This is a genomic window from Lactobacillus sp. CBA3605 (assembly GCF_002970915.1).
Classification (GTDB): domain Bacteria; phylum Bacillota; class Bacilli; order Lactobacillales; family Lactobacillaceae; genus Lactiplantibacillus.
The window spans coordinates 1,882,343-1,906,004 of record NZ_CP027190.1 but is presented as its reverse complement, the minus strand read 5'-3'; the positions used below and the strand labels follow the sequence as shown (position 1 = coordinate 1,906,004).

Genomic DNA, 23,662 nt, shown 5'->3' with positions numbered 1-23,662 from the left:
AAAAAGCTCCTCATTTTGAATTACTTCACATATCTTATCATAATTTGCTTACTTTGAAAGCTATCCCTTTGTTTTCAAGTGACTCATAAGCAAATCATCAACTTTTTACAAAAAATATAATCTTAGCACCACTCAATCCCCTGATTTCCTCCCTAAATATTTACGATGTAATTAATCGGTAAACTTCATTTACATAACTTATACGTATTATTCACCGATACTTGTAAACACCTTTACATTCACTTGATATGCTACACAGGTAACTAAATTACTTGGAGGTATTTGAAATTATGTCAAAGATTAGTAAGTCACTTTTAGGGGTTTCAATGATTTCAGTTTTAGGGTTAGGCTTAGCCGGTTGTGCTAGTGGCACTAGTACTAAGAAAAGTAGCAGTGCCAATAAAGGGACTATTTCTGTGGTCTTCTATCCTAATGAATCTGCTAAAAGTTTTTCTGGCTCACGAGCAGCTTTGAAAAAATCCATCGAAAAAGTCACCGGTAAGACAGTCCAATTACAAACAACCACTGATTATAATGTTGCGATTCAAGCCATTGCTTCAGGTAAAGCTCAAGTTGCTTACATGGGCGCCAATGGTTATATCCAAGCCAACCACCTTAGCAAAGATGTGCAACCTTTTGCCGCCCAATCTGATGCCAAAGGCACTTTAAAAGACGCCTCATACAATTCTTACCTAATGGTACAACAAAAAGACGCGCACAAGTACCAAGTCGACGGCAAATATAGCATAAAAAATGTCAAAGGCAAACGGATGTCCTATGTTTCCAATAGTTCCACTTCCGGTTTCTTAGTACCAACCGCTGAATTAACACGCGAATTCAAGATTAAGAGTAAGGACAAAGATACCTTAACTCAAAATGGTGAATTCTTCAGTAAAGTCCTTTACGGCGGCTCTCATCAAGGTTCTGCTGTGAACTTAATCAAGGGCGATGTTGACGTTGCAGCCTTTGATGATACTGACTTAATGCCATACCTCAAAGTGACTAGCGGTTCATGGAATAAGCTTGGCTCAACTTTTACTGTTAAAGACGATGCGGCAGCACCATTCGATACCCTTAAGGGTCAACAAGTCGTCGACATCGCAAAAATGCCCGTACAACAAGGACCATGGGTTTACAATACGAAGACACTCAGCAAAACTGACCAAAAGAAGATTGCGGATGAATTCACTTCAAAATCTTTTGCTCAAAATAAAGCCATTTTCTCAGCACCTGGTGCTAAAACACCAAAATTATTCCCTAAGCAATCTAACAAATCACAATTAGTTAAGGTTAATGATAAATGGTATGCCCCAACCCATAAACTAGTTGGTTATTAAACCACTCAGTATCTAATAAGCATCATGAAAGGAACTGCTATGCTCAAAGTAATCCAATTAAATAAAACTTACGGTCAAAATAAACACTCGCTTAAAGGCGTTAATTTTACAGCTCAACCCGGTGAAGTTACGGCCATCATTGGCCCATCCGGAGCTGGTAAAACAACTATTTTACGGAGTGTTAACCAATTAATCCGTGACGACAGTGGCCAAATTCTACTTGATGATCAAGACATTCGCCAAGCTAATAAATCAGAACTACGCCGTATTCGACATCACATTGGGATGATTTTTCAAAATTACAACCTCATCGAGCCATTAACGGCTTTAGAAAATGTCTTACATGGTCGTTTGGGTGCTAAATCGACTTTAGCTGGCATGTTGGGACGTTACACCGACGCTGAAAAAGCCGAAGCTTTAGCTTTATTAACCGAAGTTGGTCTCAAGGAATATGCTTATCAACGCTGTGATCAGTTAAGCGGTGGTCAACAACAACGCGTTGGAATTGCTCGAGCTTTGATGCAGCATCCTAAAATGATTTTATGTGATGAACCAATTGCCTCTTTAGATCCTAAATCGACACAAATTGTGATGGATATTTTACGTCGGTTAGCCAAGGAAAAACAACTCATCATTCTCATTAATCTCCATCAAGTCGATATTGCAACCGCCTATGCTGATCACATTATTGGCATTAATAGCGGTGAAATTGTCTTTGAAGGTGCTAGTCAAGCCGTTGACGATGCTATCTTACAACGAATCTATACGCAAGCTAAAAAGCCTGAATCGACGGTGAGTGCTCATGAAAACTAACTTTCAATCACCACAACAATTTTTCCGTCAACGTCGGTTACGACTATTCGTTGTTCTATTGATTCTGATTGGGATTTACGTCGCCTCAGTAGCCATTGTTAACTTTCAAACAATGACGTCGCTAGCCCAGGTTCCAGCTGGCTTAATCTGGCTCTTTAAGAACTTTGTCCCCACTGCCAGTTCAATCTCGTATTTAGGTCCCATTCTTTATCAGTTATGGCGCACTTTAATTGTCGCAATTTCTTCCACAGTCTGTGCTAGTTTATTTGCTCTAATTTTGGCTGTGCTTGGTGCTAAGACAACTAGCCCTGCTTCTGGTCTCAGATTGGCAATTCGGTTAATTGCATCATTACTACGGAATATTCCAGTAGTTGCTTGGTCGATGATTTTACTATTTTCTTTCAAGCAAAGCGATTTAACCGGTTTTCTAGCTTTATTTTTCATGACTTTAGGCTATTTAATCCGCGCCTTCACGGAAACGATTGAAGACTTAAACGCTGAAAAATTGCAGGCGCTCCAAGCAGTTGGCGCTAATTACTTCCAATGTGTTTTTTGTGGGGTTTTACCCGAAGTCGCTAGTACCTTGACCAGTTGGGTCCTTTACATGATTGAAAACAATCTCCGTGATGCCACTTTGGTCGGCATCCTAACTGGAACTGGTATTGGGTTCTTATTTAATCACTATTTTAAAAGTTTTCGTTATGATGCTGCCGGTTTAATTGTCTTGTTAATTGCCGTTTTAGTTATTTTACTCGAACTAACTTCCACTCAGATTCGGAGGGCGATTGCATGATTGAAAATAGTCAACCAAAGCCTGAGACTGTTCGGCCACACGCACCTAAAACAACGCATATTTCATTAATCACGAAACCGCGCTTAATTCTGCGGGCCGTGTTAGGTGCCTTAGGTTTAATTACCATTTACTCACTGCTCACACTTGATACTGGCAACTTGAATTTTCTTGATGCTTTTCAAAGCTTAGGGCTTAACTTAAAGGCCATGTTTTTACAACCAAGTGTTGGTCAAGATTCCTGGCCTTTATTACTACGAGCATTAGCAACTAGTGTCTCATTAGCCATGCTAACCACGTTGTTGGGCGCATTAATTGCCTTTTTCATCGCTGTTTTTTCGGCCCGCAACTTAGTTCCTGATGGACTAGCGGACACGATCAAAGCAGTAATGGCGTTCATTCGGTCAATTCCGACCATTCTCTGGGTGCTGATTTATTCAGTTGTCATGGGTTTGGGCGCTAACGCAGCCGTTGTCGGCTTAACATTTCACAGTGTCGCCTACTTGGTCAAAGCTTATTCCGAAAGTATTGAAGAAACTTCTCAAGATACGATTGAAGCATTAAAAGCTAGTGGTGTTGGCTTTTGGCCGATTGTCTTCCAAGCGATTTTACCATCGATTATTCCAGCATTACTGAGTTGGACTTTCATCCGTTTTGAAATCAACTTTGCTAATGCAGTTGCCGTTGGCGCCGCCGCTGGTGCTGACGATATTGGTTACTACCTATTCATGGCCAGTGGCTTCTACTTCAATTTCCACGAAGTTGGCCTCATTGTTTACCTTTTGATTGCAGTTGCCATCGTATTGGAAGTCGTTTCCATGCGCTTGCGTGGTCATTATTTAAAAAACAACTAATCCATCTAACTAAAGGAGTTATAACATGACGATTAAAGCACTTATTTTTGATTGGGCTGGTACGACGATTGACTATGGCAGCCGTGCCCCTATCGTAGCTTTTCAACAAGCTTTTGCCAATGTTGGGGTTGCAATTTCTGAAGCCGAAATCCGTCAAGACATGGGTTTAGATAAATACACCCACATTCACAAAATCATTAACTTGCCACTCGTTCAAAACAATTGGCAAGCTCGCTTTCAGGTTTTACCTTCGCATGATGATTGTGAACGTATTTATCAGGATTTCAAAACAATTTTATTAGCCTCACTAACTGACTTTGCGACGCTAAAACCTGGGATGCCAGCTGTTATTGATTACCTTGATCAACATAAAATTGTCTATGGCACTACTACTGGTTATGATGCTGAAATGTTAGCCATTGTTGCTCCGATTGCTGCTAAACAAGGCTATCGTCCTAGTGTCAATATTACCTCTGCTCAAACTAACGGCATCGGCCGACCCGCGCCAGCCATGATTGAGCTCGCTTGCAAACAATTAGCGATTACTGACCCTACAACTGTTTTGAAAATCGGCGATTCTATCAATGATATTTTAGAAGGTCAAAACGCGAACGTCTTAACTGTCGGTATCGTTGACGGGAGTAATCTAATGGGCTTATCACAAGCTGAATTTGAGACGTTAACCCCTACTGAACAAGCTGAACGACGGACTCAAGTCACGGCCGATTATCAGGCAGCTGGAGCCGATTATATTTTGCAATCAATGGTTGACCTACCAGCATTAATTACAACAATCAATCAACCCGTTATCGATACCCACTAAGACTTTAAAGGAGTACACCATGAAACAACCGTATTTATTACTCACACCAGGCCCACTAAGCACGACCGCAACTGTTAAAGCAGCGATGCAAATTGATTACTGTACTTGGGATAGCGATTACCGGGCAATTACCGAAACCATTCGACAACAGATTTTAACTTTAGCGCAAGCTAATCCGGACGACTATACAACGGTATTACTACAAGGCAGTGGTAGTTACGCCGTCGAAGCAACACTTGGAACGGCCATTCCGCGAGAAGATGCCGTCTTAATGATTGCCATCAATGGTGCCTATGGTCATCGTATGAGCACCATCGCAGACTACTATCGAATTCCGCATGTTGACGTCGTATTTGCAGAGGATCAAGCAGTTGATCCTCAACGAATCGCTCAAGCCTTGGCCGCTCATCCCGAAGTAACCCACTTCGCTACCGTCCATAGTGAGACCACGACTGGTATTTTAAATCCCATCGAACAGTTGCTTCCCTTGCTAAAAGCACGGGGAATCATCTCGATTATCGATGCAATGTCGAGTCTCGGGGGCGTTCCAATCAACGTTGATCAATTGGCATGTGACTATTTAATCAGTAGCGCTAATAAATGTGTACAAGGCGTGCCGGGCTTCGCATTTGTCATTGCTAAAAAAAATAAGCTTGCTCAAACAGCGACTAATGCACGGTCACTAAGTCTTGATTTATATGCCCAATGGCAAACGATGACCGATCAACCGGGTAAGTGGCGTTTCACGTCACCAACCCATGTTGTGCATGCCTTTGCGCAAGCTTTGACCGAATTTAAGGCTGAAGGTGGTGTGATACCACGTTATCATCGTTACGCCGCTAATCAAGCGCTATTAAGTACCGGTATGCAAGCGCTCGGTTTTGAATTAGTCATTGACCAAGCCAATCAAGGCCCTATCATTACATCATTCAAATATCCCACAACCCACTTTAAATTTGACGATTTTTATCAATTTATCAAAGATCGGGGCTTTGTGATTTATCCAGGGAAAGTATCCACCATTCCAAGTTTTCGTATTGGAACCATTGGTGATGTTAATACTGATGATATCAACCGATTACTTGCAATTATTAGCGACTATCAACAACTCAATCAATAAGTGACACCCGCTTAAAAAGCACCAGGTTGCTTGACATCACTAGCTTAGAAATCAGCTAGTAGCGTCAGTAACCTGGTGCTTTTAATTTAAGTCAATTTAGTTGCGATCATCATAGCCATTAGGATGATTCTGGGTCCAAGCCCAAGCCGTCTTAATAATTTCATTAACATCATCGTAATGTGGTTGCCAGCCTAAAACTTGGCGGGCCTTATCACTAGCGGCTACTAGTGAGTCTGGATCACCTGGACGCCGCGCAGTTAACGTCGCAGGAATAGGTTTACCCGTCACTTCACGGGCAGCTGCCAACATTTGACGATTAGAAAAACCAGTTGAAGAGCCTAAGTTAAAGGCATCACTGTCATTTCCAGCGGCCAAATACTTCAGTGCTAAGATATGTGCATCCGCCAAATCTAACACATGGACATAATCACGCACATTAGTGCCATCTGGCGTCTGGTAATCATCCCCAAAAATCTTTAGCTCTGCTCGTTTACCTTGAGCGACTTGTAAAATGATAGGAACCAAATGAGTTTCAGGACCATGGTCCTCCCCAATACTACCATCTGGTTTTGCACCAGCTACGTTAAAGTAACGTAATGCCACAAACTTAATCCCATAGGCCACGTCTGCCCAGTGCATAATCTGTTCCATCATTAACTTGCTAGCACCATATGGGTTAATTGGGTTCTGCGGATCAGTTTCTTTAATTGGAATTTGTTTCGGTGTGCCATAAGTGGCGGCCGTTGACGAGAAGACAATATGCTTCACCGCATGGGCATGCATGACTTCTAACAACGTAATCATCCCACCAGTATTATTGTCAAAATATTTCAATGGCTTTTCCATTGATTCTGGTACGATTGAAAATGCAGCAAAATGAACGACTGCCGTAATTGATTCACGATCAAAAACCTGGTTCAGAAATTCAGCGTCACGCACATCACCTTCATAAAAAGTGGCCGCTGGATTAATTGCAGCCCGATGACCCGTGACCAAATTATCGACAACTGCTACCTCGGTACCATTTTCAACTAAACGATCAACCATATGAGAACCGATATAGCCGGCTCCCCCCAAAACAAGAATTGACATAATTTACCTCCCTTTAAACTTACCTTTATCATAGCATAAACCAGCGGCCAATTAGCTTTAAGTTGACACCTAACCGCACCAAAAAAAGTTGAGCACTGACGTCTCAACTTTAGGGTACCTTACTTATTCAATCGGTGCTGCTAGCGGCTGCCACTTAATTGTCACTTCACAACATTTCTCATCGCCAACCATAATACGATGGCTTGTCGTCACTTCATCTGGCGCTGTCGACGGCAAAATATTTACCGCTGAAGTCACAGTATGCCCATACTGCACTTCATTTTCATAGCGAACCGCTACTTGGACCAAATCATGCTGCAATAAAAATTCAGCAGGTAACGTATCCAATAACCAGTCAAAATAATGGGCATTATTAACATGCCGATTTGGATCAATATCAAAGAACCGCACTTGGTACGGCTTGCTCAACGTATCTGCGGTTTCTTCAAAATTAATTGGTCGTGGTAACCGTGGAATTCGCTTAACAGCTTCTGAATGGTAAGGCGCTACTAATTCAGGATCAATTTTTACAATCCGCCGCGTTGTTTGGCTCATGGTCACCCAAATACTGGTAATATAGGCTAAGACCTGCCCTGCAGCATCACGAATCCAAAATTCACGAAACGCAAAATATGGATTATATGCGGACCCACGAACGGCCAATGTGACGGTTTCATCCAATTTAGGCATCCGCGTAATCGCCATCTCATACTGGGTCACCACCCAGCCCACACCATGACTTTGGACAAATTCTGTCGTTAATCCTAGTGCATCACTTTGATCTTGTGAGGCTAAAATGGCAATGTTAATTAGCGTCGTCAACGTTGCTCGCCCTGTGCGATCACATTCGTAGTAAGTTAATCGGTGTTTTTCGGTAAAAATTTTAGCCTGTGCCCCTAAAGTTGCCATTGCCTGCGCCCCCTTCTAATTGATATTGTGAAATTCATTGTAAACAGTCTGACGTTGTACCTGACGGCGTTTAGCAATCGCCTTAATTGCGACATTCGGCTTATCACCAGCGGCTATTAGCGCCTCAACTTGAGCCTTTAACGGCAATTGTGCCAATTCATCCGGCGTATCCGGTTCAGGATCATGCGGATTACCCCCGATTAATAGCACAAACTCCCCCTTAAGTTGATGATTTTGGGCCCATTCAACCAGCTCAGTTAGTGTCCCACGGGCAAATTCTTCATAACGTTTTGTTAATTCTCGACAAGCGACGACTGGTCGGGTGCCTTCACAGACTGTCGCCAAGGTCGCAAGCGTTTTGGCAACGCGAAAGGGCGACTCATATAAAATAACAGTCTCTTTCCGAGCAACTAACGCCGTTAAAGCGACTTTTTGTTCTTGTTTTTTTCGTGGTAAAAAGCCATAAAAATAAAAAGGTTGTGGCACTAATCCGGACGCAATTAGTGCTGTTAGACCAGCGTTTGCGCCTGGCAAGGGAACCACGGGTAACTTTGCAGCGACACAAGCGGCCACTAACTCAGTTCCAGGATCACTAATTGATGGCATCCCAGCGTCACTCACTTGAGCCAAGTTAACGCCCGCCTGTAGCTTTGCAATTAATTGTGGAATTCGTTCTTGCGTATTATGCTCATGAAAACTAATTTGCTTAGTCTCAATTTCAAAATGATTCAACAATTTCTGTGTATTACGGGTATCTTCGGCTGCAATTAAATCAACCGCCTTTAACGTCGCCACCGCCCGATATGTCATATCCTGTAAGTTACCAATTGGCGTCGGCACTAAATACAATGTCCCTACAGTGGCATGATCAGCAAAACTTTGTTGCGTTTCCAAATCGTCTCCTCCTTACCGAGAGTTAGGCCCGTTCCCGTTCGCCATAAATCACTTCTAAACAAAAGACACATGATTCATCATCATCGCGCCGTTTGCCATAAAACTGATTACAAACATGGAACCCTTCATCGTAGAGTTTTTCCAAATTTTGCCGCGATTTTGAAAGGGTGGTTGTGCCAGCGGTCTTTTTCGGTAGTTCATTCTCAATTTCAACCATGTGTTCTCGTAAATGTTCGTTTTCAATAACTAACTCAGCGTTTTTTTCTAATACCTTGGTCATATCAGCCCGTAGTTGCGCCATTTTATCGAGCATTTGTTGCATCTGTTGTTCCATATCACCGAAACTATCGTATAAATCACGCTTATCCACACGCTCACCCTCATCTTTTTTTATTTAAGCGTTTTTTGAAAAATCGGCCACAATTGTAACGTTAGTCCTTCTAACACATTTTGAAAACTAATATTACTAGCCAGCTGGCGCTTAGCCGCCAACGCTAATTCGGTGGCCGTTACTAATTGCGACGCCTGTAACGTCGCCGTCATTGCTTTTAATTGTTCCTGATATTGGCCGAAACTGAGTTCGTTTGGCGCCTCAACTTTAAAATGGACTTGCAGTAAATCCTGAAATAGACTCGCAACCAAATCCAATAACACGCCTTGTTGTGCGGCATCCTTACCCAAGCTCACTAAATTAGTCTGAACTGCCACAAAACTCCGTGCATCGCCTTTAACCACTTGTGAAAACCAGCGCCAAAGTTGTGTCACCGCTGTCGTTAACCAATCATCGACTAACCAGTTTTGGGCTTGGGCCACGCTATTCGTGAGCTGACGTAAAATTTGCGCTTGTTGCGGTGGAATCCCGGCCTGTTCAAATAATTGTTGTAGTTCAGCCGCGCGTAACGGCGGAAACTCAATCACCTGCGTCCGCGAAATAATGGTCGGTAACATGAGTTGTTTATTGGTCGTTAATAGGAACGCGGTCACGTTACCACTAGGTTCTTCAATGAACTTTAATAGACTATTGGCCGCACTCGCCGTCATTTTTTCGGCATCCGAAATAATAAAAATCTTACGATTACCTTCCACCGCACTTTTAGAAAACTCCGCCTTTAAGTAACGAACCTGATCGACGTGAATACTTTGACCATCCGGCGCAACCGTCACAATATCTGGATGCTGGCCATTGGCAATTCGCAAACATTCATCACAGGTGCCATCTGGTTCATCCGCCACAACATGGTGACAAAATAACCGTTGGGCAATCCAAACAGCCAATTCATGTTGACCAGCCCCAGCCATACCAGCAAATAAATAAGCATGGGCTAAATGTTTTTGCGTAATAATATGTTTAAAAGCGGCCAATAGTGCCGGTTGCTTTGCCATTAAGGTTGTTGTTAATTCATCAGTTGTTGCCATTATTAACCACCTTAAACTTTAAAATTGGTGAAATTGATCAATCGGTAAGACAAACACAGTTGCCCCACCAACTTGAACTTCAACTGGGTAGGCGGAAGCGCCATCCATCGTAACATCTAGGTTAACTGGTGGTGTCATAAACTGATCGCGCGCATGACTGGTGTGCTTAATCATAGCTAAAACTTCATCGACCCGTTCATCGTCAATTCCAATCATGAACGTCGTATTTCCAGAACGTAAAAAACCGCCCGTCGTCGATAGTTTCGTGGCCCGCACATTGGCTTCAATAAATTGACTGCTGAGGCGGTTACTATCTTTATCTTGAACAATGGCAATAATTAGTTTCATAATTTCGACTTCCCCTCAGTGGTAAAATATTGTGGTAATTGTGTTGTCATAATCTGTAGGGCTTGTGTGACAACTTGCGCTAACGGTTGACTTGCATCTACTCGCTTAATCCGCGCTGGATACTGAGCTAACAGCTGTAGGTAAGCAGCCTGTACTCGTTGATGAAAGCTCAAGGCTTCCACATCTAAGCGATTAATCTCATTTTGGCGATGCGTTTGAATGCGCTGCAACCCAACCGCCGCATCAACATCAAAATACAAAGTCAAATCAGGCGTTAATCCTGCCGTAGCAAATTGATTCATCTCTTCGACGGCTTGTTCACCAATCCCCCGCCCCGCACCTTGATAGGCAATTGAGCTGTCGATAAACCGATCACACAATACCAACTTATCTTGGGCTAAAGCTGGTAGAATTTTTTGCACCAAATGTTGGCGCCGAGCCGCTGCGTACAATAAGGCTTCAGTCCGGTCATCCATCGCCGTATTATGGCGATCCAAAATGATTTTTCGAATCGCTTCTGAAATTTGATTGCCACCTGGTTCCCGCGTAACGACCAATTGATCGCCTAGTTGCGGGGCTATCTTGGCAACTAATGCTGTCAATGCTGAAGTCTTACCAGCACCATCGGGCCCTTCAAAGGTTACTAACTTTCCTGTCACAATTCCCAATCCCATCTAATAATCCATATTGTCATAATTGTACTTGATTGTGGCAAACATGTCTAATGCGTTCACCACTAGTGAGGGTATTTAAAAGCTTTATTTCACTGCATTAACCACTATCAATTGTGTTTTTTGCTTCATTGTAACTAAAAAGCGCTACGTTAAAAAACGTACCGCCTTAAGTCTAATCCTATTTATCAATGACTGAACGTTGAATTTGATTGCCATGAACTTGGCGCCGGCGCGCTTCACGGTACAAGTATAAATACTTGGCACGTGCCAATACTGTTTGGGTCACTAATTCACTCGTATTGTTATCATAAATCGCTTTTTCATTTTGCTTCGCACGATCCCAATCAACTTTGGCAGCATTGAGTAACGTCAATAACTGTTGATCATACGTTGCCTTGGGGTGCTTAATTTTTTGTCGTCGCTTAAAAATTAGTTTCACCCCCACTTACATTTCTTGCCGGCCTTCAACGGCCTTAAAGAGCGTCATCTCGTCCGCGTATTGGATATCACTACCGACAGATAAACCGTGCGCTAACCGCGTTACCTTAATCCCAGCTGGCTTAACGAGCCGCGAGATATACATGGCTGTCGCTTCACCTTCAGGCGTGGCATTGGTCGCAATGATGACCTCTTTAATCGCTTCATTTTGTTGGAGCCGTTTTAGCAAGCTCGCAATATTAATATCTTCGGGCCCCTTACCATCAACTGGTGATAAAACGCCATGTAAAACATGATATAAGCCTTGATATTCTTTGATTTTTTCCATAGCCATCACATCTTTGGCCTCTTCGACCACCAAAACAGCACTTTGATCACGCGATTTATCTTTACAAATCACACAGGGGTCATCTTCCGTGATATTGCCACAAATACTGCAAAAATGTAAATCACGTTTTGCAGCCACTAAGGCTTTCGCAAACTCAGTGACGTCATCACCGTCCATATCAATGGTGTAAAAGGCTAAGCGAGTCGCCGTCTTACCACCAATACCCGGTAATTTCATATAACTATCGATTAACTTTGCAATTGGTTCTGGATATTGCATTTGCTTACCTCACTACCCGTTCGTGACTACTGCAAGCCCTTGGTATACTTGCCCATCGTACTTTGTGTTTGTGCATCAACTTGGGCTAACGCATCATTCACCGCAGTCAAAACCAAATCTTGTAACATATCCACGTCATCAGGATCAACGGCGGCAGGATTAATCGTAATATCTTGCATTTTCTTATCACCAGTAAAGGTGACTTTAACCATCTCATCCGGCGCACTACCCGTAAAAGTTGCTTCGTTTAAAGCCGCTTGTTCAACGGACATATCCTGTTGCATTTTCTTCATTTGTTTCATCATATTTTGCATATTACCCATACCACGCATCATTATTCATCAATTCCCTTCAATTTTTAATCTGCTTTAACTTCGACAATACCACTAAACATCGCTTCAGCTTGGGCCACCACGGCCGGTTGCTTCGGCTTAGTTGGTGCTGCGTCCCCATCCGGCTGATGAGTCGCTAAGTAATCCTTACGTAGCTGCGGCCACTGTTCTTCTGGGACACAGACAACTTTTGGCGCCGACCCCATCAGCCGAGTTAAGCCATTGCTTAAAGCATCCATCAAGACTTGATCATCAATCGCTTTTTGATATAAAAAGGCATAGTCAAATGCAACCACGACACCTTCATCACTGGCAGCGACCGGCTTTGAAACGTGCATTAATGCACGTTGCGTCACACTTAAAATATTCATTAAATCTGACCATATCTCGCGAATCTTAAGCAAATCAGCTTTGGTTGCCGCACCTAAAATCGGATAAATTTGACTAACGTTCACTTTTTTAACCGCTGGGCCATTATTAGCCGTCTGCTTAACTCGCTTCGGTTGGCTCTGATTAGTCGCGATACCTTGGGCCTTAAGCGTCGTTAATTCAGTTTGCAGCTGATCGACTTTCGTGGTTAATTGCTGAATTGTCGGATCATCTTGCCCCACGGCAACGGGGGCAACTTGCCCCCCAGTTGCGGGCGTTAACTGTGCTAGCTTAACGGTTAAGACTTCTAGATAAACATCCGGATGGGTTGTAAAACGCATCTGTTGTTGAATATCGTTTAACGTTTTGATCATCTGATACAAGACTTCCGCATCAATTTGCTTGGCAAAGGCTTGGAACCGATCATCACTTTCGCCCATCGCCACACTATCGACCATTTCAGGTGCTTGTTGATAGAGTAACACATCTCGCGTGTAACTAATCAAATCTTCAATAAAGCGATTCGCATCTTTACCAGCTTGTAAGATTTGACGCATAGTTTCCAACGCTGGCTTAGTTTGTTGACTGGTCACCGCTTCAACATAATCTGCAATCAATGTCTTGGTCACACTACCCGTAACCATCAAGGCGTCGTCCAAGGTGACCGTGTTATCGCCAAAAGAAATCACTTGATCCAAAATACTCAACGCATCTCGCATCCCACCTTCAGCGGCTTGCGCAATGACCCGCAACGCTTTTTCATCATAGGTCACTTGCTTTTGATCTAAAATATAAACCATCCGGTCATAGCTATCTTTAGCGGTAATTCGCCGAAAATCAAACCGTTGTGTCCGCGAAATAATCGTCAACGGAATCTTGTGAGGTTCCGTGGTGGCTAAAATAAAAATCACGTTAGCCGGTGGTTCTTCTAACGTTTTTAACAAGGCATTGAATGCGCCGGTCGATAACATATGCACTTCATCAATGATATAAACCTTATAATCTGCTTGTGTGGGCGCATATTTAGCTTTATCCCGAATATCTCGAATTTCTTCGACCCCATTATTAGAAGCCGCATCAATTTCAATGACATCATTTAATTGACCTTTAGTCGTTGCCACACATGTTTCACATTGATTACAAGGCTCACCATCAACCAAATGATGACAGTTAATCGCCTTTGAAAAAATCTTAGCCGCGGATGTTTTCCCAGTGCCTCGTGGTCCGGTGAACAAATACGCATGACTCGTTTGGTGGGTCATGATCGCATTTTTTAGCGTTTGCGTAATCATCTGTTGACCGACGATTTCGTCAAACCGTTGTGGTCGCCACACCCGATATAATGCCCGATACATGCGAATCTTCCTCTCTCACTAGCCAACTGGCTCAATTCATAACAACATTAATTTAAATAAAAAGCTCTCAACCGAATGGCTAAGAGCTGTTACATTTCATAAAAACTTAAGGCACAAGATGAAGCAAACTTAGTGCTGCTTCCTTCCGGACCTGACACGATTCGTAAATCCACCCTTGCCTTAAGGCCTTGCGGCAAATACTATAATACATGATTTAAGCACAGAATGCTAGCCATCCGCTTAATTTTTTTCAGTCGCTTGACGACGCGCCTTTTTAGCAGCCTTTTGGCGTTTGCGAATATCCCGGAAAAAGTTTTCTAATAACTCACCTGCAGGCCGTGGCAAAATCCGTTCATGCACTGCCACTTGATGGTTCAACCGGTCATCAGCCATTAAATGATACAAACTATGAACGGCACCCGCCTTAGGGTCACGGGCGCCATAATAGAGTTCTGGAATCCGCGCATTTAAAATGGCGCCGCTACACATGATACACGGTTCTAACGTGACATAAATCTGACAGTCTTCCAAGCGCCAACTGTGTAAATATTCGCAGGCTTCTTGAATCGCCATGATTTCAGCATGTAACGTGGCATCTTGACCATGTTCACGAAGATTATGTCCCCGACCAATAATTTCACCATCGTGCACAATTACGGCTCCAATCGGTACTTCACCAATTAGACTAGCTAACTTGGCCTCATGTAAAGCTTCTAACATCCATTTTTCTGATTCACTAGCGATCAAGTGATCCCTCCTTTACACTTTGTAAAATATAGTAGCCTTTGTCTTTCTTAATAATCGTACAGTTACCAAAAGTCGCCGTCATTATCTTTTTGGCTGAAGGCGCCCCTTGCTTTTTTTGTAAAACCACCGTTAAGGTCCCACCCGTGACTAAATGCGCCAAAGCGCCAGTCAACATTGCCGCAACAACCGTTTTACCAGCACGCACGGGGGGATTAGTCACAATCGCCGCATAATTAGTCGTAGTCACTTGCTCATAACAATCAGAAGTAAACACGTTAACATTTGTCAATTGATTTAAAGCGGCATTTTGACGAGCCAAGCTTAGCGCTAGCTCATTCACATCAACCATATCAACGGTCCGTTGTGGTGATTGGTAGGCTAAAGCCAACCCAATCGGACCGTAACCAGTCCCTAAATCTAAAATATTTCCAGCTGGTAAATCGGTTGGATTAAAAGCCGCCAATAACGTTCGTGACCCATAATCCACGGTCCGCTTGGAGAAAACACCATTGTCGGTCGTAAATTTAAACTGATGGGCAAAAATTTCAAAATTCCATTGTTTTTCAGCATGCACAATATCTGGATTGTGTGTATAATAATAGTTGGTCATAATTTTTTCCTCTAATTTTTAGGCTACGTCTATGATACCTGATTCCACGAAATAACGACAATTATTTTAAATAAATTTAAATGGCGATTAAATGCCGGCCCTAACACAACACCTTGTGGTTTGATTCTTTTTCATCCACGAGATGTTGTGTTTTTTGATTGTATTTTCCCTAGCTTGTTGTATACTAAATTTATCGATTAAACGAATTAAGGGTGATTTGAAATGAAAAAAGTAACTGTATTTACGAAAAACAATTGTATGCAATGCAAGATGACTAAGAAGTTTTTGACCGCACACAATATTGCATTTGAAGAAAAAAATATTAACCTCAATCCTGAATACGTTGACTATTTAAAGGACCAAGGATTCCAAGCCGTGCCCGTCGTTGAAATCAATGGCGAAAGTAGCATTGCCGGCTTCCGTCCTGACGAACTAAAACAATTAGCTGTCTAACACCGTTTATTTTTGTGTCTTTAAACCGAATTAACACCACTTTTTAAAACCGACCCACAATCACTAGTTCCCTATTGATTGTGGGTCGTCCATTTTAGCCAGCATTTAATTATTTTAAAAGAAAGAGGAACCCCTATGAGCCTGAAGGACTTAAAAGATGTTACCTATTATGATTTAAATAACGAAATCAATATTCCAATCAACAATCAGATTCCTTTGAACAAAGATCAGGATGCCTTAGCGGCCTTTCTGGCACAAAACGTCCGGCCTAACACGAAACAATTTGCCAGTCTCAAAGCGCGTTTTGACTATTTATTAGACCATGACTACTTAGAAACTGGTTTCATTGAAAAATATGACTTTAGTTTTATCGAAAAATTATACGCTTATTTGCAGACTCAAGATTTTAAATTCAAAACGTTTATGGCTGCTTATAAATTCTACGCACAGTATGCCCTAAAGACTGACGATGGCGACTATTACTTAGAAAACTTTATCGACCGGGTTGCTATGAATGCCTTGTACTTTGCCGATGGCGACGAACAATTGGCATTAAACTTAGCCGACGAAATCGTCCATCAACGTTACCAACCCGCAACGCCGAGCTTTTTAAATGCCGGGCGTGCACGGCGTGGTGAACTAATCTCTTGTTTCTTAATCCAATCAACCGATGACATGAATGCCATTGGCCGAACGATTAACTCGGCCCTCCAATTATCACGAATTGGTGGCGGGGTCGGCATCAACTTAAGTAATTTACGTGGCGCTGGTGATCCAATCAAGCACATTGATGGTGCTGCTAGTGGTGTCGTTCCTGTCATGAAGTTATTGGAAGACAGTTTTTCTTATTCCAACCAACTTGGCCAACGCCAAGGGGCCGGTGTCGTTTACCTCAGTGTTTTCCACCCAGATATTATTGCCTTCCTATCTGCTAAGAAAGAAAATGCTGATGAAAAAATCCGTTTAAAGACGCTTTCCCTTGGCGTAACGGTACCTGATAAATTTTATGAACTCCTTAAAGCAGATGCCGATATGTATTTATTCAGCCCTTACGGTGTCGAACGCGAATATGGCGTGCCATTCTCCTATGTTGATATTACTAAAGAATACGACAACATGGTCAAGAATCCTAACATCAAAAAGACTAAGCTCAAGGCCCGTGATCTTGAAAACGAAATCAGTAAGTTACAACAAGAATCTGGCTATCCTTACGTCGTTAATATTGATACGGCTAACCGGGCCAACCCAATTGACGGCAAAATCGTTATGAGTAACCTTTGCTCTGAAGTCATGCAGGTCCAAACGCCCTCACTCATTAACGATCAACAAGAATACGAGAAAATGGGGACCGATATTAGTTGTAACTTAGGCTCAACTAATATTGTGAACTTGATGCAATCACCCGACTTTGGTCATTCCGTCGCCGCAATGGTCCGAGCTTTAACCTTTGTTACTGACAATTCCAACGTGGATGTTGTGCCTTCTATTCAAAAAGGGAACCATCAAGCGCACACCATCGGTTTGGGCGCCATGGGTTTACACGCCTTCTTCGCCAAGAACCAGATGGAATATGGCAGCAAAGAAGCCGTTGACTTCACTAACATTTACTTCTTATTGCTGAACTACTGGACGTTAAAAGCATCTAATGATATTGCTCGTGAACGCCATACCACTTTTGTGAATTTCGAAAAATCAAAATATGCGGACGGCACTTACTTTGACAAGTACTTAGACCAAGCTTGGCAACCAAAATTTGCCAAAACTGCGGCTTTGTTTGACGGTATCTTCATTCCAACTAAAGCTGACTGGGCTGCCTTAAAAACCGATGTCATGCGCGACGGTTTATACCATCAAAACCGGATGGCCGTTGCACCAAATGGCTCGATTTCCTACATTAATGACACGACCGCTAGCTTGCATCCCATCATCAATCGGGTCGAAGAACGCCAAGAAAAGAAAATTGGTAAGATCTATTATCCCGCTCCTTACCTATCTAATGATACAATTGATTATTATAAGTCTGCTTATGATACTGACATGCGTAAAGTCATTGATGTTTACGCCGCTGCTCAGCAACACGTTGATCAAGGCATGAGTTTAACCCTCTTCATGCGTTCAACCATTCCAGCCGGCTTATATGAATGGAAAGACGGCCGGACTGACAAAATGACGACCCGTGACTTAAACATCCTCCGGAATTATGCTTACCGGAAAGGCATTAAGTCAATCTACTATATCCGGACCTTTACGGATGACGATGGTGAAGTTGGCGTCAATGAATGTGAAAGCTGCGTCATTTAGCACACTAAATCTCTAGGAGGACACTCGCTATGGCAACAGACTTGGCATATTACCAAAAGTTACTCAGCAATGGCAATTACAAAGCTATTAACTGGGATCAAGTTTCAGATGCAATTGATAAAAGTACTTGGGAAAAATTAACCGAACAATTTTGGTTAGATACCCGAATTCCAGTTTCAAATGATATCGCGGACTGGCGCGACTTAGATGACGATCATCGTTGGGTTGTCGGTCACGTCTTTGGTGGCTTAACGTTACTGGACACCTTACAATCACAAGATGGTCTACAATCACTACGTCGGCACATTGTGACCCCCCATGAAACAGCAGTTCTAAACAATATTCAGTTCATGGAATCAGTCCATGCTAAAAGTTATTCAACGATTTTTGAAACGTTAAATACGCCTGATGAAATCAACGAAATCTTTGACTGGAGTGACAGCGAAGAATATCTTCAAAACAAAGCCAAATGGATTTATAAATTATATGATAACTTCGATGAAGATCCATTAAAGCAAAAAGTCGCGAATGTTTTCTTGGAAACCTTCTTATTCTACTCTGGCTTTTACACGCCACTTTATTATTTGGGGCATAATCAATTACCAAACGTTGCCGAAATTATTAAATTAATTTTACGGGACGAAAGTGTCCATGGTACCTATATTGGTTATAAATTCCAATTAGGCTTCAAGAATCGTTCTGAAAAAGCCCAGGCTGAATTTAAAGACTGGATGTTCGACTTCTTGTACAAACTCTATGAAAATGAAGAAAATTATGTTCATTTGGTTTACGATCAAATCGGCTGGTCTGATGAAGTTTTGACCTTTAGTCGTTACAATGCCAATAAGGCGTTGATGAACTTAGGTCAAGATGCTCTCTTCCCAGATACGGCTGAAGATGTTAACCCAGTCGTTATGAATGGTATTTCAACTGGGACGTCAAACCATGACTTCTTCTCACAAGTTGGGAATGGCTATCGTTTGGGCCAAGTTGAAGCAATGCAAGACACTGATTACGATATTGGTGAACCAGGCGACTCACTTTAATTAAAACCATTAAAGTTCAGTAAAGTAGCGGCTTCGGGACTTGGTCTCGTAGCCGCTACTTTTTAATTTTTACGATGGAGGATGAACAACCCATGTCAATTCATAATATTTGTGTCTTTTGTGGCTCTAATTCTGGCTTAGACCCCGACTTTACTACCAAAACAATTGCCTTAGGTCAATACTTAGCTGATCATGATTATCAGCTGATTTATGGTGGTGGTAACCATGGTCTGATGGGAAAAGTTGCGACCGCCACCCTTGATGCTGGTGGTCGCGTCATTGGTATTATTCCCCGCTTCCTAGTTGAACGCGAATTAGCGCTAAAAACCGTTACGACTTTCATTGAAACTAGTACGATGACTGAACGTAAGGAAAAGATGCTGCACTTAGCAGATGCTTTTATTGTGCTGCCTGGTGGCTTCGGTACATTTGAAGAATTCCTACAAATGTTATCCTGGAGTCAAATTGATATTCACCAAAAACCGATTGCACTTTATAATATTAATGGCTTTTACGATAGTCTGGTGCAAATGTTAGCCACCAGCACCAAGATGGGCTTTGCCCCGGTTGAAAATCTAAACCTCTTTATCAACGGTCATAATTTGGAAGAAATTTTTAACGGTTTAGAAAATTACCACCATGTACTTCCACCTAAATATACTAATTGAGCTTAAAAAAAGCGTGTGCAACAAAAATCAGCACCCTGATGACAGAGAAGCACTTCAAGAATTTTATGACTTCTTGAAGTGCTTCTTTTTAGCTATTAACGATGTTGATTTAAATTTTGAAACCATTTTGGACCAAGTAACAAATGGCGCTCAGTGTGCTTCTTTTGACGTGTGTTAACCACTTGCAATAATTGTAAAATCGTAAAAATTAATGAATTCCGTTTTCGGTAGGCGATATACTTAGGCGCCCATGCCGTCACGTATTTTTCTTTGTACGATCGCAACCCTTGAAATCCGTACAATTGATAACCATATTCATAAATCAAATGTGCAATTTTTTCCTGAATGAAGCTATACCGGGAGACCCCGACCCCTGCTAACGGCGCCATTCCCATGTTAAAGTAAACAAACCCTTGCGCTCGTGCCTGCTCAAAGAGATGTACAAAAACCGTATCCATAATTCCCGACGGTGCAGCCGCACTTGATCGCATCAAATCAATCGACGCGATTTTATCATTCCCCTGTGGCATCAGGTTGGCAAAGGCTACCAATTGATGATCAGGGTTATAAACCACCGCAATCGGGGCCTGATTCAAGTAAGTCTCATCAAAGAATCCTAACGAGAATCCTTTTTCAGCCTCACCATTAAGCCAACTATCTGAAACAGCTTTTAATTCTGCCATTGTCGCTGCTGAAAATGGTGGCTGCAAGATTTCAAACTGATAACGATCCCGCGTAAACTTATTCATCAAAGCCCGTTCACCACGAAGTCGCTTACCGGCCAAGCTAAAGTCAGCGAGTTTTACATGGCCTTCCTCGCCAGTCTTAATAAAATCAAATCCCATTTCATGTAACCGCATCGTCAGCGTTTCATTAATTTCATAGAAGACCAATGAATACCCATCGCTGTCAGCATCGTCCATGAGCTGTTCTAAGGCCGGCTGAAGATAAGCTTGGTTTCCGAACGGCTCGCCCATCAGAATCAGCTTGTCAGCCTTCTGTTGGTACAGAAAGATAAGCTGGTCTTCACCTGCGACCTGATAGTAATAAACTAATTTATCATTTAAAAAAGCTAAGTGTGAAATCTCATTACCACCAGCCGTTGCAATCACGTGCTTAACGCGTTCAAGATCTAACTTCAATCCCAGCCGCGCATTATGACCATTCGCAAAATAACGATTCATGGCGACCAAAATTAACGCCGCAATGACTAAGCCAATTACGCCGAATAACCATAATTTTTGTGAAGGGAAAAACAAGGCTTCTGGAACCGCATGCCGATGATGAATTTGTGGTGCATTATAAACGCCCACAATCGTATACAAGACAAAAGTAATCACATAGACACAGCCTACCCACAGCAGTTGCCCCCACGAGAGCGCTAGCCGTTGACGATAGTAGGCCTGCTTTGATAATGCGACTAGCGCTAGAATAATCACTAAAAAGATAATAAACTTCATGGAAATAGCGTCATACACCACTAGCCAACGAATCGTGTTTAGAATCGCAATCAATAAGACAATCACCGTTGGCCAAAAAGCTTTTTTGACACGACCAGCTGTACCTAGCGCAACCCCAATCAGTAAGAAAGCCATCACAATACTACTAGCTTGATTAATAAAGAAAAAGGTAAATGGATAAACCTGCAAGAAGATTTTATTATTATAGGCAAAATTAGGCACCGTCGACATTAACAACATTAAAAAACCGGAAACATAAAGAAAAACGGTTAACGCTATTTGAGCAAATCGTTGTAAAGCAGCCTTCGGAATACCCTCTAAATGTTGATTTAAGCGCCGACCAGTATCATGTGTGAATAAACCTAGCCCAATCGCAAACGGAATAATGTAATAAAATAACCGATAAAACAATAACCACGCTACCGCATCTGGCCGTGAGACCCCAACGGCTCCCAGTCCAAAAATCATAAATACATCAAATGAGCCAATGCCACCGGGAACCATCGATACTTCCCCAACGACTGAGGCAATCACAAACAGCGGCACAACCGCTGCAAAATCAATTGGTAATTGCATAAAATTACCAATCAGTAAAAAGAACAGCACACAGCCTGTCCATTCCCCGAACGAGCCACTTAATAACCGAACAACATTGCCCAGTGTTAGCCCTTCAAAGAAGGCCGAATCATTGACCCGGGTAAAGATAAAGACAGCTGGGAAATACAAAGAACCACCAACCAACCAAATCCAATAACTGCGGTAAACTTGGCCGATGCCAAAACCATAGACCAAAATCAATGAAATCATACAGTAAAGCGATAATCCCGACACTAAGAATAAAGCAATTTTAGAGATGGCAAAGACAATCTGTTTTTTACTGGCACCTTTGTTATAGAAGTTGGCCCGCAAAGAGGCACCTAGTACACCGCCGAAGCCCCCAATGTTCGTAAAAGTATTCGTAATCCAACCGGCTTTAAAAATATATCCCAGCGAATAGTGGTTCGGCAAGAATTTCGTAATCATCACGTCATAAGTCAGCATGGGCGTTACCGCCACCATCCCAATCACAACCATACTTAATAAATGCCACCAGCTTTGTGAAGCTAGCGCCGTTCCTAATTGAGCCCCACTTACTTCTTTTGCAATTTTACCCACTTCAGTAATAACAAACAGTAAAACTGAAAAGACAAATAAGGCCTTAATTAAGCCCAGCCGTTTATTTAAGCTGGCTCCCACTTTTTGTATCATCGCCTTCAAAAAAAATTCCCCCAATACCGTTATTGCTCTTATTATCGCAATCTTATTTCATTTATACAACCTTCCACCCAAGTTTTAAAACTAGTTTACAGTCTCATCATCATGACTTTGATTAACTCACATAATTAAGTTCCGTAAACCAGTCGTTTTTCAATTATTAATCAACCTAAAAAATCAAGGTGAAATTCTTGTTTTTTACGTATTTAAGTATTTTTATTCAATTTCCCCTTTACCCAATGCAATCCATTCTTATATAATTTAAGTATCATACTTTGGAGGGGAACTTTATGCACTTTGGAAAACCTGTTTTAATTGCACTTTTAAGTCTGACAATTTTAAGCGGTTGTGCCCAATCAACGGCCACTACCACCCCTAAGATTGTCACCCACACTAAAACGAGCTATGTCAGCAAGCGGACTGCCGCAGATACTGCGGCCTGGTCATCAGCTAAAGCTGTCAGTCGAGCCAATGCGGCTTCGGCCAAACAACTCAGTCAACAGTCTTCAACTTTAACCCAAGCCGGCTCAGAGGCCAGCTCACAATCGAGTGCGCTAACTGCCAGTCACTCATCGGCACACTCAGCAGCAGTCGCTGCGTCATCTTCGATTGCTGCTAGTACGAGTTCAGTACTGGCAGCCAGCGTTAGTAGCAGTCATGAGGCAGCTAAGGCCGCCTCAAAAGCTGCCGCACAGCAAGCAGACACCGCCGCCACATCAACCCAGACCAGTTCTGCAGCCAGTACCACCAATAATGCCAATCACTTTAGTGGCGATACAGATACCGCCCAAACTGGCCGGATTATTGGTAATCGTAATTCTAAAATCTATCATATTGAGACCGGCCATAACTACCATATGGCCGGGAAAAACGCGGTTTACTTCGATACCGAGGCAGCTGCTCAAGCGGCCGGCTATCGCAAATCGTTACGCTAATAAAGGAGTCTAACTAA

25 protein-coding genes and 1 other RNA gene are annotated in these 23,662 nt (G+C 42.4%); 11 read left to right on the top strand and 15 right to left on the bottom strand.

From position 1 onward, the window contains the following. The first annotated feature begins 290 nt into the window (after window positions 1-290). The 6 genes from C5Z25_RS09160 to phnW are packed head-to-tail and all read left to right on the top strand — an operon-like array spanning window position 291 to window position 5,737. A complete protein-coding gene (locus C5Z25_RS09160) occupies window positions 291-1,337 on the top strand; it encodes a phosphate/phosphite/phosphonate ABC transporter substrate-binding protein (protein ID WP_105452338.1) in 1,047 nt (348 codons plus the stop codon). A gap of 39 nt (window positions 1,338-1,376) precedes the next feature. Next, entirely contained in the window at window positions 1,377-2,150 is a 774-nt protein-coding gene (gene phnC, locus C5Z25_RS09155) for a phosphonate ABC transporter ATP-binding protein (protein WP_105452337.1), read from the top strand. After that, window positions 2,140-2,943 (top strand): phosphonate ABC transporter, permease protein PhnE, encoded by an 804-nt coding sequence (gene phnE, locus C5Z25_RS09150; RefSeq protein WP_105452336.1) that lies wholly within the window; start codon window positions 2,140-2,142, stop codon window positions 2,941-2,943. Before phnC ends, phnE begins: the two co-directional genes overlap by 11 nt. Next, entirely contained in the window at window positions 2,940-3,794 is an 855-nt protein-coding gene (locus C5Z25_RS09145; protein ID WP_105452335.1) for a PhnE/PtxC family ABC transporter permease, read from the top strand. The genes phnE and C5Z25_RS09145 overlap by 4 nt, the downstream gene beginning before the upstream one ends. 25 nt (window positions 3,795-3,819) lie before the next feature. Then, entirely contained in the window at window positions 3,820-4,617 is a 798-nt protein-coding gene (gene phnX, locus C5Z25_RS09140) for a phosphonoacetaldehyde hydrolase (protein WP_105452334.1), read from the top strand. Window positions 4,618-4,636: 19 nt separating this feature from the next. Beyond that, window positions 4,637-5,737, top strand: a complete 1,101-nt coding sequence (gene phnW, locus C5Z25_RS09135) for a 2-aminoethylphosphonate--pyruvate transaminase (protein ID WP_105452333.1) — start codon at window positions 4,637-4,639, stop codon at window positions 5,735-5,737. A 96-nt stretch (window positions 5,738-5,833) separates the two neighbouring features. Here the strand turns inward: phnW and galE are convergent, their stop codons facing one another. The 14 genes from galE to C5Z25_RS09065 all read right to left on the bottom strand — a co-directional run bounded on the left by galE (window position 5,834) and on the right by C5Z25_RS09065 (window position 15,528). Continuing rightward, window positions 5,834-6,829 (bottom strand): UDP-glucose 4-epimerase GalE, encoded by a 996-nt coding sequence (galE, locus tag C5Z25_RS09130; protein ID WP_105452332.1) that lies wholly within the window; start codon window positions 6,827-6,829, stop codon window positions 5,834-5,836. Between the two features lie 123 nt (window positions 6,830-6,952). Next, the gene (locus C5Z25_RS09125; RefSeq protein WP_105452331.1) at window positions 6,953-7,738 is read right to left on the bottom strand and encodes an acyl-[acyl-carrier-protein] thioesterase; all 786 of its coding nucleotides are present in this window, start codon (window positions 7,736-7,738) and stop codon (window positions 6,953-6,955) included. Between the two features lie 15 nt (window positions 7,739-7,753). Further along, window positions 7,754-8,632 carry a 16S rRNA (cytidine(1402)-2'-O)-methyltransferase gene (gene rsmI / locus C5Z25_RS09120; protein WP_105452330.1) on the bottom strand — a complete coding sequence of 293 codons (879 nt, stop codon included), beginning with the start codon at window positions 8,630-8,632 and terminating at the stop codon, window positions 7,754-7,756. Window positions 8,633-8,654: 22 nt separating this feature from the next. Then, complete coding sequence (locus C5Z25_RS09115) at window positions 8,655-9,002, bottom strand: DNA replication initiation control protein YabA (protein ID WP_105449871.1); 348 nt, start codon at window positions 9,000-9,002, stop codon at window positions 8,655-8,657. 20 nt (window positions 9,003-9,022) lie between these two features. After that, window positions 9,023-10,048, bottom strand: a complete 1,026-nt coding sequence (gene holB / locus C5Z25_RS09110; RefSeq protein ID WP_105452329.1) for a DNA polymerase III subunit delta' — start codon at window positions 10,046-10,048, stop codon at window positions 9,023-9,025. An 18-nt stretch (window positions 10,049-10,066) separates the two neighbouring features. Then, window positions 10,067-10,396 carry a cyclic di-AMP receptor DarA gene (gene darA / locus C5Z25_RS09105; RefSeq protein ID WP_105452328.1) on the bottom strand — a complete coding sequence of 110 codons (330 nt, stop codon included), beginning with the start codon at window positions 10,394-10,396 and terminating at the stop codon, window positions 10,067-10,069. Continuing rightward, window positions 10,393-11,058 (bottom strand): dTMP kinase, encoded by a 666-nt coding sequence (gene tmk, locus C5Z25_RS09100; protein ID WP_105450178.1) that lies wholly within the window; start codon window positions 11,056-11,058, stop codon window positions 10,393-10,395. Before tmk ends, darA begins: the two co-directional genes overlap by 4 nt. A gap of 190 nt (window positions 11,059-11,248) precedes the next feature. Next, window positions 11,249-11,500 carry a YaaL family protein gene (locus C5Z25_RS09095; RefSeq protein ID WP_105450177.1) on the bottom strand — a complete coding sequence of 84 codons (252 nt, stop codon included), beginning with the start codon at window positions 11,498-11,500 and terminating at the stop codon, window positions 11,249-11,251. A gap of 15 nt (window positions 11,501-11,515) precedes the next feature. Beyond that, complete coding sequence (gene recR, locus C5Z25_RS09090; RefSeq protein WP_105449868.1) at window positions 11,516-12,115, bottom strand: recombination mediator RecR; 600 nt, start codon at window positions 12,113-12,115, stop codon at window positions 11,516-11,518. 26 nt (window positions 12,116-12,141) lie between these two features. Then, window positions 12,142-12,450 (bottom strand): YbaB/EbfC family nucleoid-associated protein, encoded by a 309-nt coding sequence (locus tag C5Z25_RS09085; protein ID WP_105452327.1) that lies wholly within the window; start codon window positions 12,448-12,450, stop codon window positions 12,142-12,144. A 23-nt stretch (window positions 12,451-12,473) separates the two neighbouring features. Continuing rightward, window positions 12,474-14,171 carry a DNA polymerase III subunit gamma/tau gene (dnaX, locus tag C5Z25_RS09080; RefSeq protein WP_105452326.1) on the bottom strand — a complete coding sequence of 566 codons (1,698 nt, stop codon included), beginning with the start codon at window positions 14,169-14,171 and terminating at the stop codon, window positions 12,474-12,476. Between the two features lie 100 nt (window positions 14,172-14,271). Further along, window positions 14,272-14,358, bottom strand: an RNA gene (ffs, locus tag C5Z25_RS09075) — signal recognition particle sRNA small type. A 53-nt stretch (window positions 14,359-14,411) separates the two neighbouring features. Next, a complete protein-coding gene (locus C5Z25_RS09070; RefSeq protein ID WP_105452877.1) occupies window positions 14,412-14,891 on the bottom strand; it encodes a nucleoside deaminase in 480 nt (159 codons plus the stop codon). 16 nt (window positions 14,892-14,907) lie between these two features. Then, window positions 14,908-15,528 carry a class I SAM-dependent methyltransferase gene (locus C5Z25_RS09065; RefSeq protein ID WP_105452325.1) on the bottom strand — a complete coding sequence of 207 codons (621 nt, stop codon included), beginning with the start codon at window positions 15,526-15,528 and terminating at the stop codon, window positions 14,908-14,910. 222 nt (window positions 15,529-15,750) lie between these two features. Between C5Z25_RS09065 and C5Z25_RS09060 the strand changes: the two genes are divergently transcribed. The 4 genes from C5Z25_RS09060 (at window position 15,751) to C5Z25_RS09045 (ending at window position 19,996) form a co-directional block, all read left to right on the top strand. Beyond that, entirely contained in the window at window positions 15,751-15,981 is a 231-nt protein-coding gene (locus C5Z25_RS09060; RefSeq protein ID WP_105452324.1) for a redoxin NrdH, read from the top strand. 135 nt (window positions 15,982-16,116) lie between these two features. Further along, on the top strand, window positions 16,117-18,282 hold the full coding sequence (nrdE, locus tag C5Z25_RS09055) for a class 1b ribonucleoside-diphosphate reductase subunit alpha (RefSeq protein ID WP_105452323.1): 2,166 nt from the start codon (window positions 16,117-16,119) through the stop codon (window positions 18,280-18,282). A 29-nt stretch (window positions 18,283-18,311) separates the two neighbouring features. Next, a complete protein-coding gene (nrdF, locus tag C5Z25_RS09050) occupies window positions 18,312-19,328 on the top strand; it encodes a class 1b ribonucleoside-diphosphate reductase subunit beta (RefSeq protein ID WP_105449862.1) in 1,017 nt (338 codons plus the stop codon). Between the two features lie 92 nt (window positions 19,329-19,420). Then, window positions 19,421-19,996, top strand: a complete 576-nt coding sequence (locus tag C5Z25_RS09045; RefSeq protein WP_105452322.1) for an LOG family protein — start codon at window positions 19,421-19,423, stop codon at window positions 19,994-19,996. 95 nt (window positions 19,997-20,091) lie between these two features. Here C5Z25_RS09045 and mprF read toward each other — a convergent pair whose 3' ends face one another. Then, on the bottom strand, window positions 20,092-22,713 hold the full coding sequence (gene mprF, locus C5Z25_RS09040) for a bifunctional lysylphosphatidylglycerol flippase/synthetase MprF (protein ID WP_105452321.1): 2,622 nt from the start codon (window positions 22,711-22,713) through the stop codon (window positions 20,092-20,094). A 287-nt stretch (window positions 22,714-23,000) separates the two neighbouring features. Between mprF and C5Z25_RS09035 the strand changes: the two genes are divergently transcribed. Next, window positions 23,001-23,645 (top strand): sunset domain-containing protein, encoded by a 645-nt coding sequence (locus tag C5Z25_RS09035; protein ID WP_105452320.1) that lies wholly within the window; start codon window positions 23,001-23,003, stop codon window positions 23,643-23,645. The last annotated feature ends 17 nt before the right edge of the window (window positions 23,646-23,662 follow it).

What these genes read in the sequence shown, in the direction of transcription:
- C5Z25_RS09125 (WP_105452331.1), bottom strand. Translation starts at nt 7,738, where the DNA reads ATGGCAACTTTAGGGGCACAGGCTAAAATTTTTACCGAAAAACACCGA.
- C5Z25_RS09045 (WP_105452322.1), top strand. Translation starts at nt 19,421, where the DNA reads ATGTCAATTCATAATATTTGTGTCTTTTGTGGCTCTAATTCTGGCTTA.
- holB (WP_105452329.1), bottom strand. Translation starts at nt 10,048, where the DNA reads ATGGCAACAACTGATGAATTAACAACAACCTTAATGGCAAAGCAACCG.
- galE (WP_105452332.1), bottom strand. Translation starts at nt 6,829, where the DNA reads ATGTCAATTCTTGTTTTGGGGGGAGCCGGCTATATCGGTTCTCATATG.
- C5Z25_RS09085 (WP_105452327.1), bottom strand. Translation starts at nt 12,450, where the DNA reads ATGATGCGTGGTATGGGTAATATGCAAAATATGATGAAACAAATGAAG.
- C5Z25_RS09145 (WP_105452335.1), top strand. Translation starts at nt 2,940, where the DNA reads ATGATTGAAAATAGTCAACCAAAGCCTGAGACTGTTCGGCCACACGCA.
- phnE (WP_105452336.1), top strand. Translation starts at nt 2,140, where the DNA reads ATGAAAACTAACTTTCAATCACCACAACAATTTTTCCGTCAACGTCGG.
- C5Z25_RS09070 (WP_105452877.1), bottom strand. Translation starts at nt 14,891, where the DNA reads ATGTTAGAAGCTTTACATGAGGCCAAGTTAGCTAGTCTAATTGGTGAA.
- recR (WP_105449868.1), bottom strand. Translation starts at nt 12,115, where the DNA reads ATGCAATATCCAGAACCAATTGCAAAGTTAATCGATAGTTATATGAAA.
- dnaX (WP_105452326.1), bottom strand. Translation starts at nt 14,171, where the DNA reads ATGTATCGGGCATTATATCGGGTGTGGCGACCACAACGGTTTGACGAA.
- nrdF (WP_105449862.1), top strand. Translation starts at nt 18,312, where the DNA reads ATGGCAACAGACTTGGCATATTACCAAAAGTTACTCAGCAATGGCAAT.
- C5Z25_RS09065 (WP_105452325.1), bottom strand. Translation starts at nt 15,528, where the DNA reads ATGACCAACTATTATTATACACACAATCCAGATATTGTGCATGCTGAA.
- C5Z25_RS09035 (WP_105452320.1), top strand. Translation starts at nt 23,001, where the DNA reads ATGCACTTTGGAAAACCTGTTTTAATTGCACTTTTAAGTCTGACAATT.
- nrdE (WP_105452323.1), top strand. Translation starts at nt 16,117, where the DNA reads ATGAGCCTGAAGGACTTAAAAGATGTTACCTATTATGATTTAAATAAC.
- darA (WP_105452328.1), bottom strand. Translation starts at nt 10,396, where the DNA reads ATGAAACTAATTATTGCCATTGTTCAAGATAAAGATAGTAACCGCCTC.
- C5Z25_RS09160 (WP_105452338.1), top strand. Translation starts at nt 291, where the DNA reads ATGTCAAAGATTAGTAAGTCACTTTTAGGGGTTTCAATGATTTCAGTT.
- phnC (WP_105452337.1), top strand. Translation starts at nt 1,377, where the DNA reads ATGCTCAAAGTAATCCAATTAAATAAAACTTACGGTCAAAATAAACAC.
- phnX (WP_105452334.1), top strand. Translation starts at nt 3,820, where the DNA reads ATGACGATTAAAGCACTTATTTTTGATTGGGCTGGTACGACGATTGAC.
- phnW (WP_105452333.1), top strand. Translation starts at nt 4,637, where the DNA reads ATGAAACAACCGTATTTATTACTCACACCAGGCCCACTAAGCACGACC.
- C5Z25_RS09060 (WP_105452324.1), top strand. Translation starts at nt 15,751, where the DNA reads ATGAAAAAAGTAACTGTATTTACGAAAAACAATTGTATGCAATGCAAG.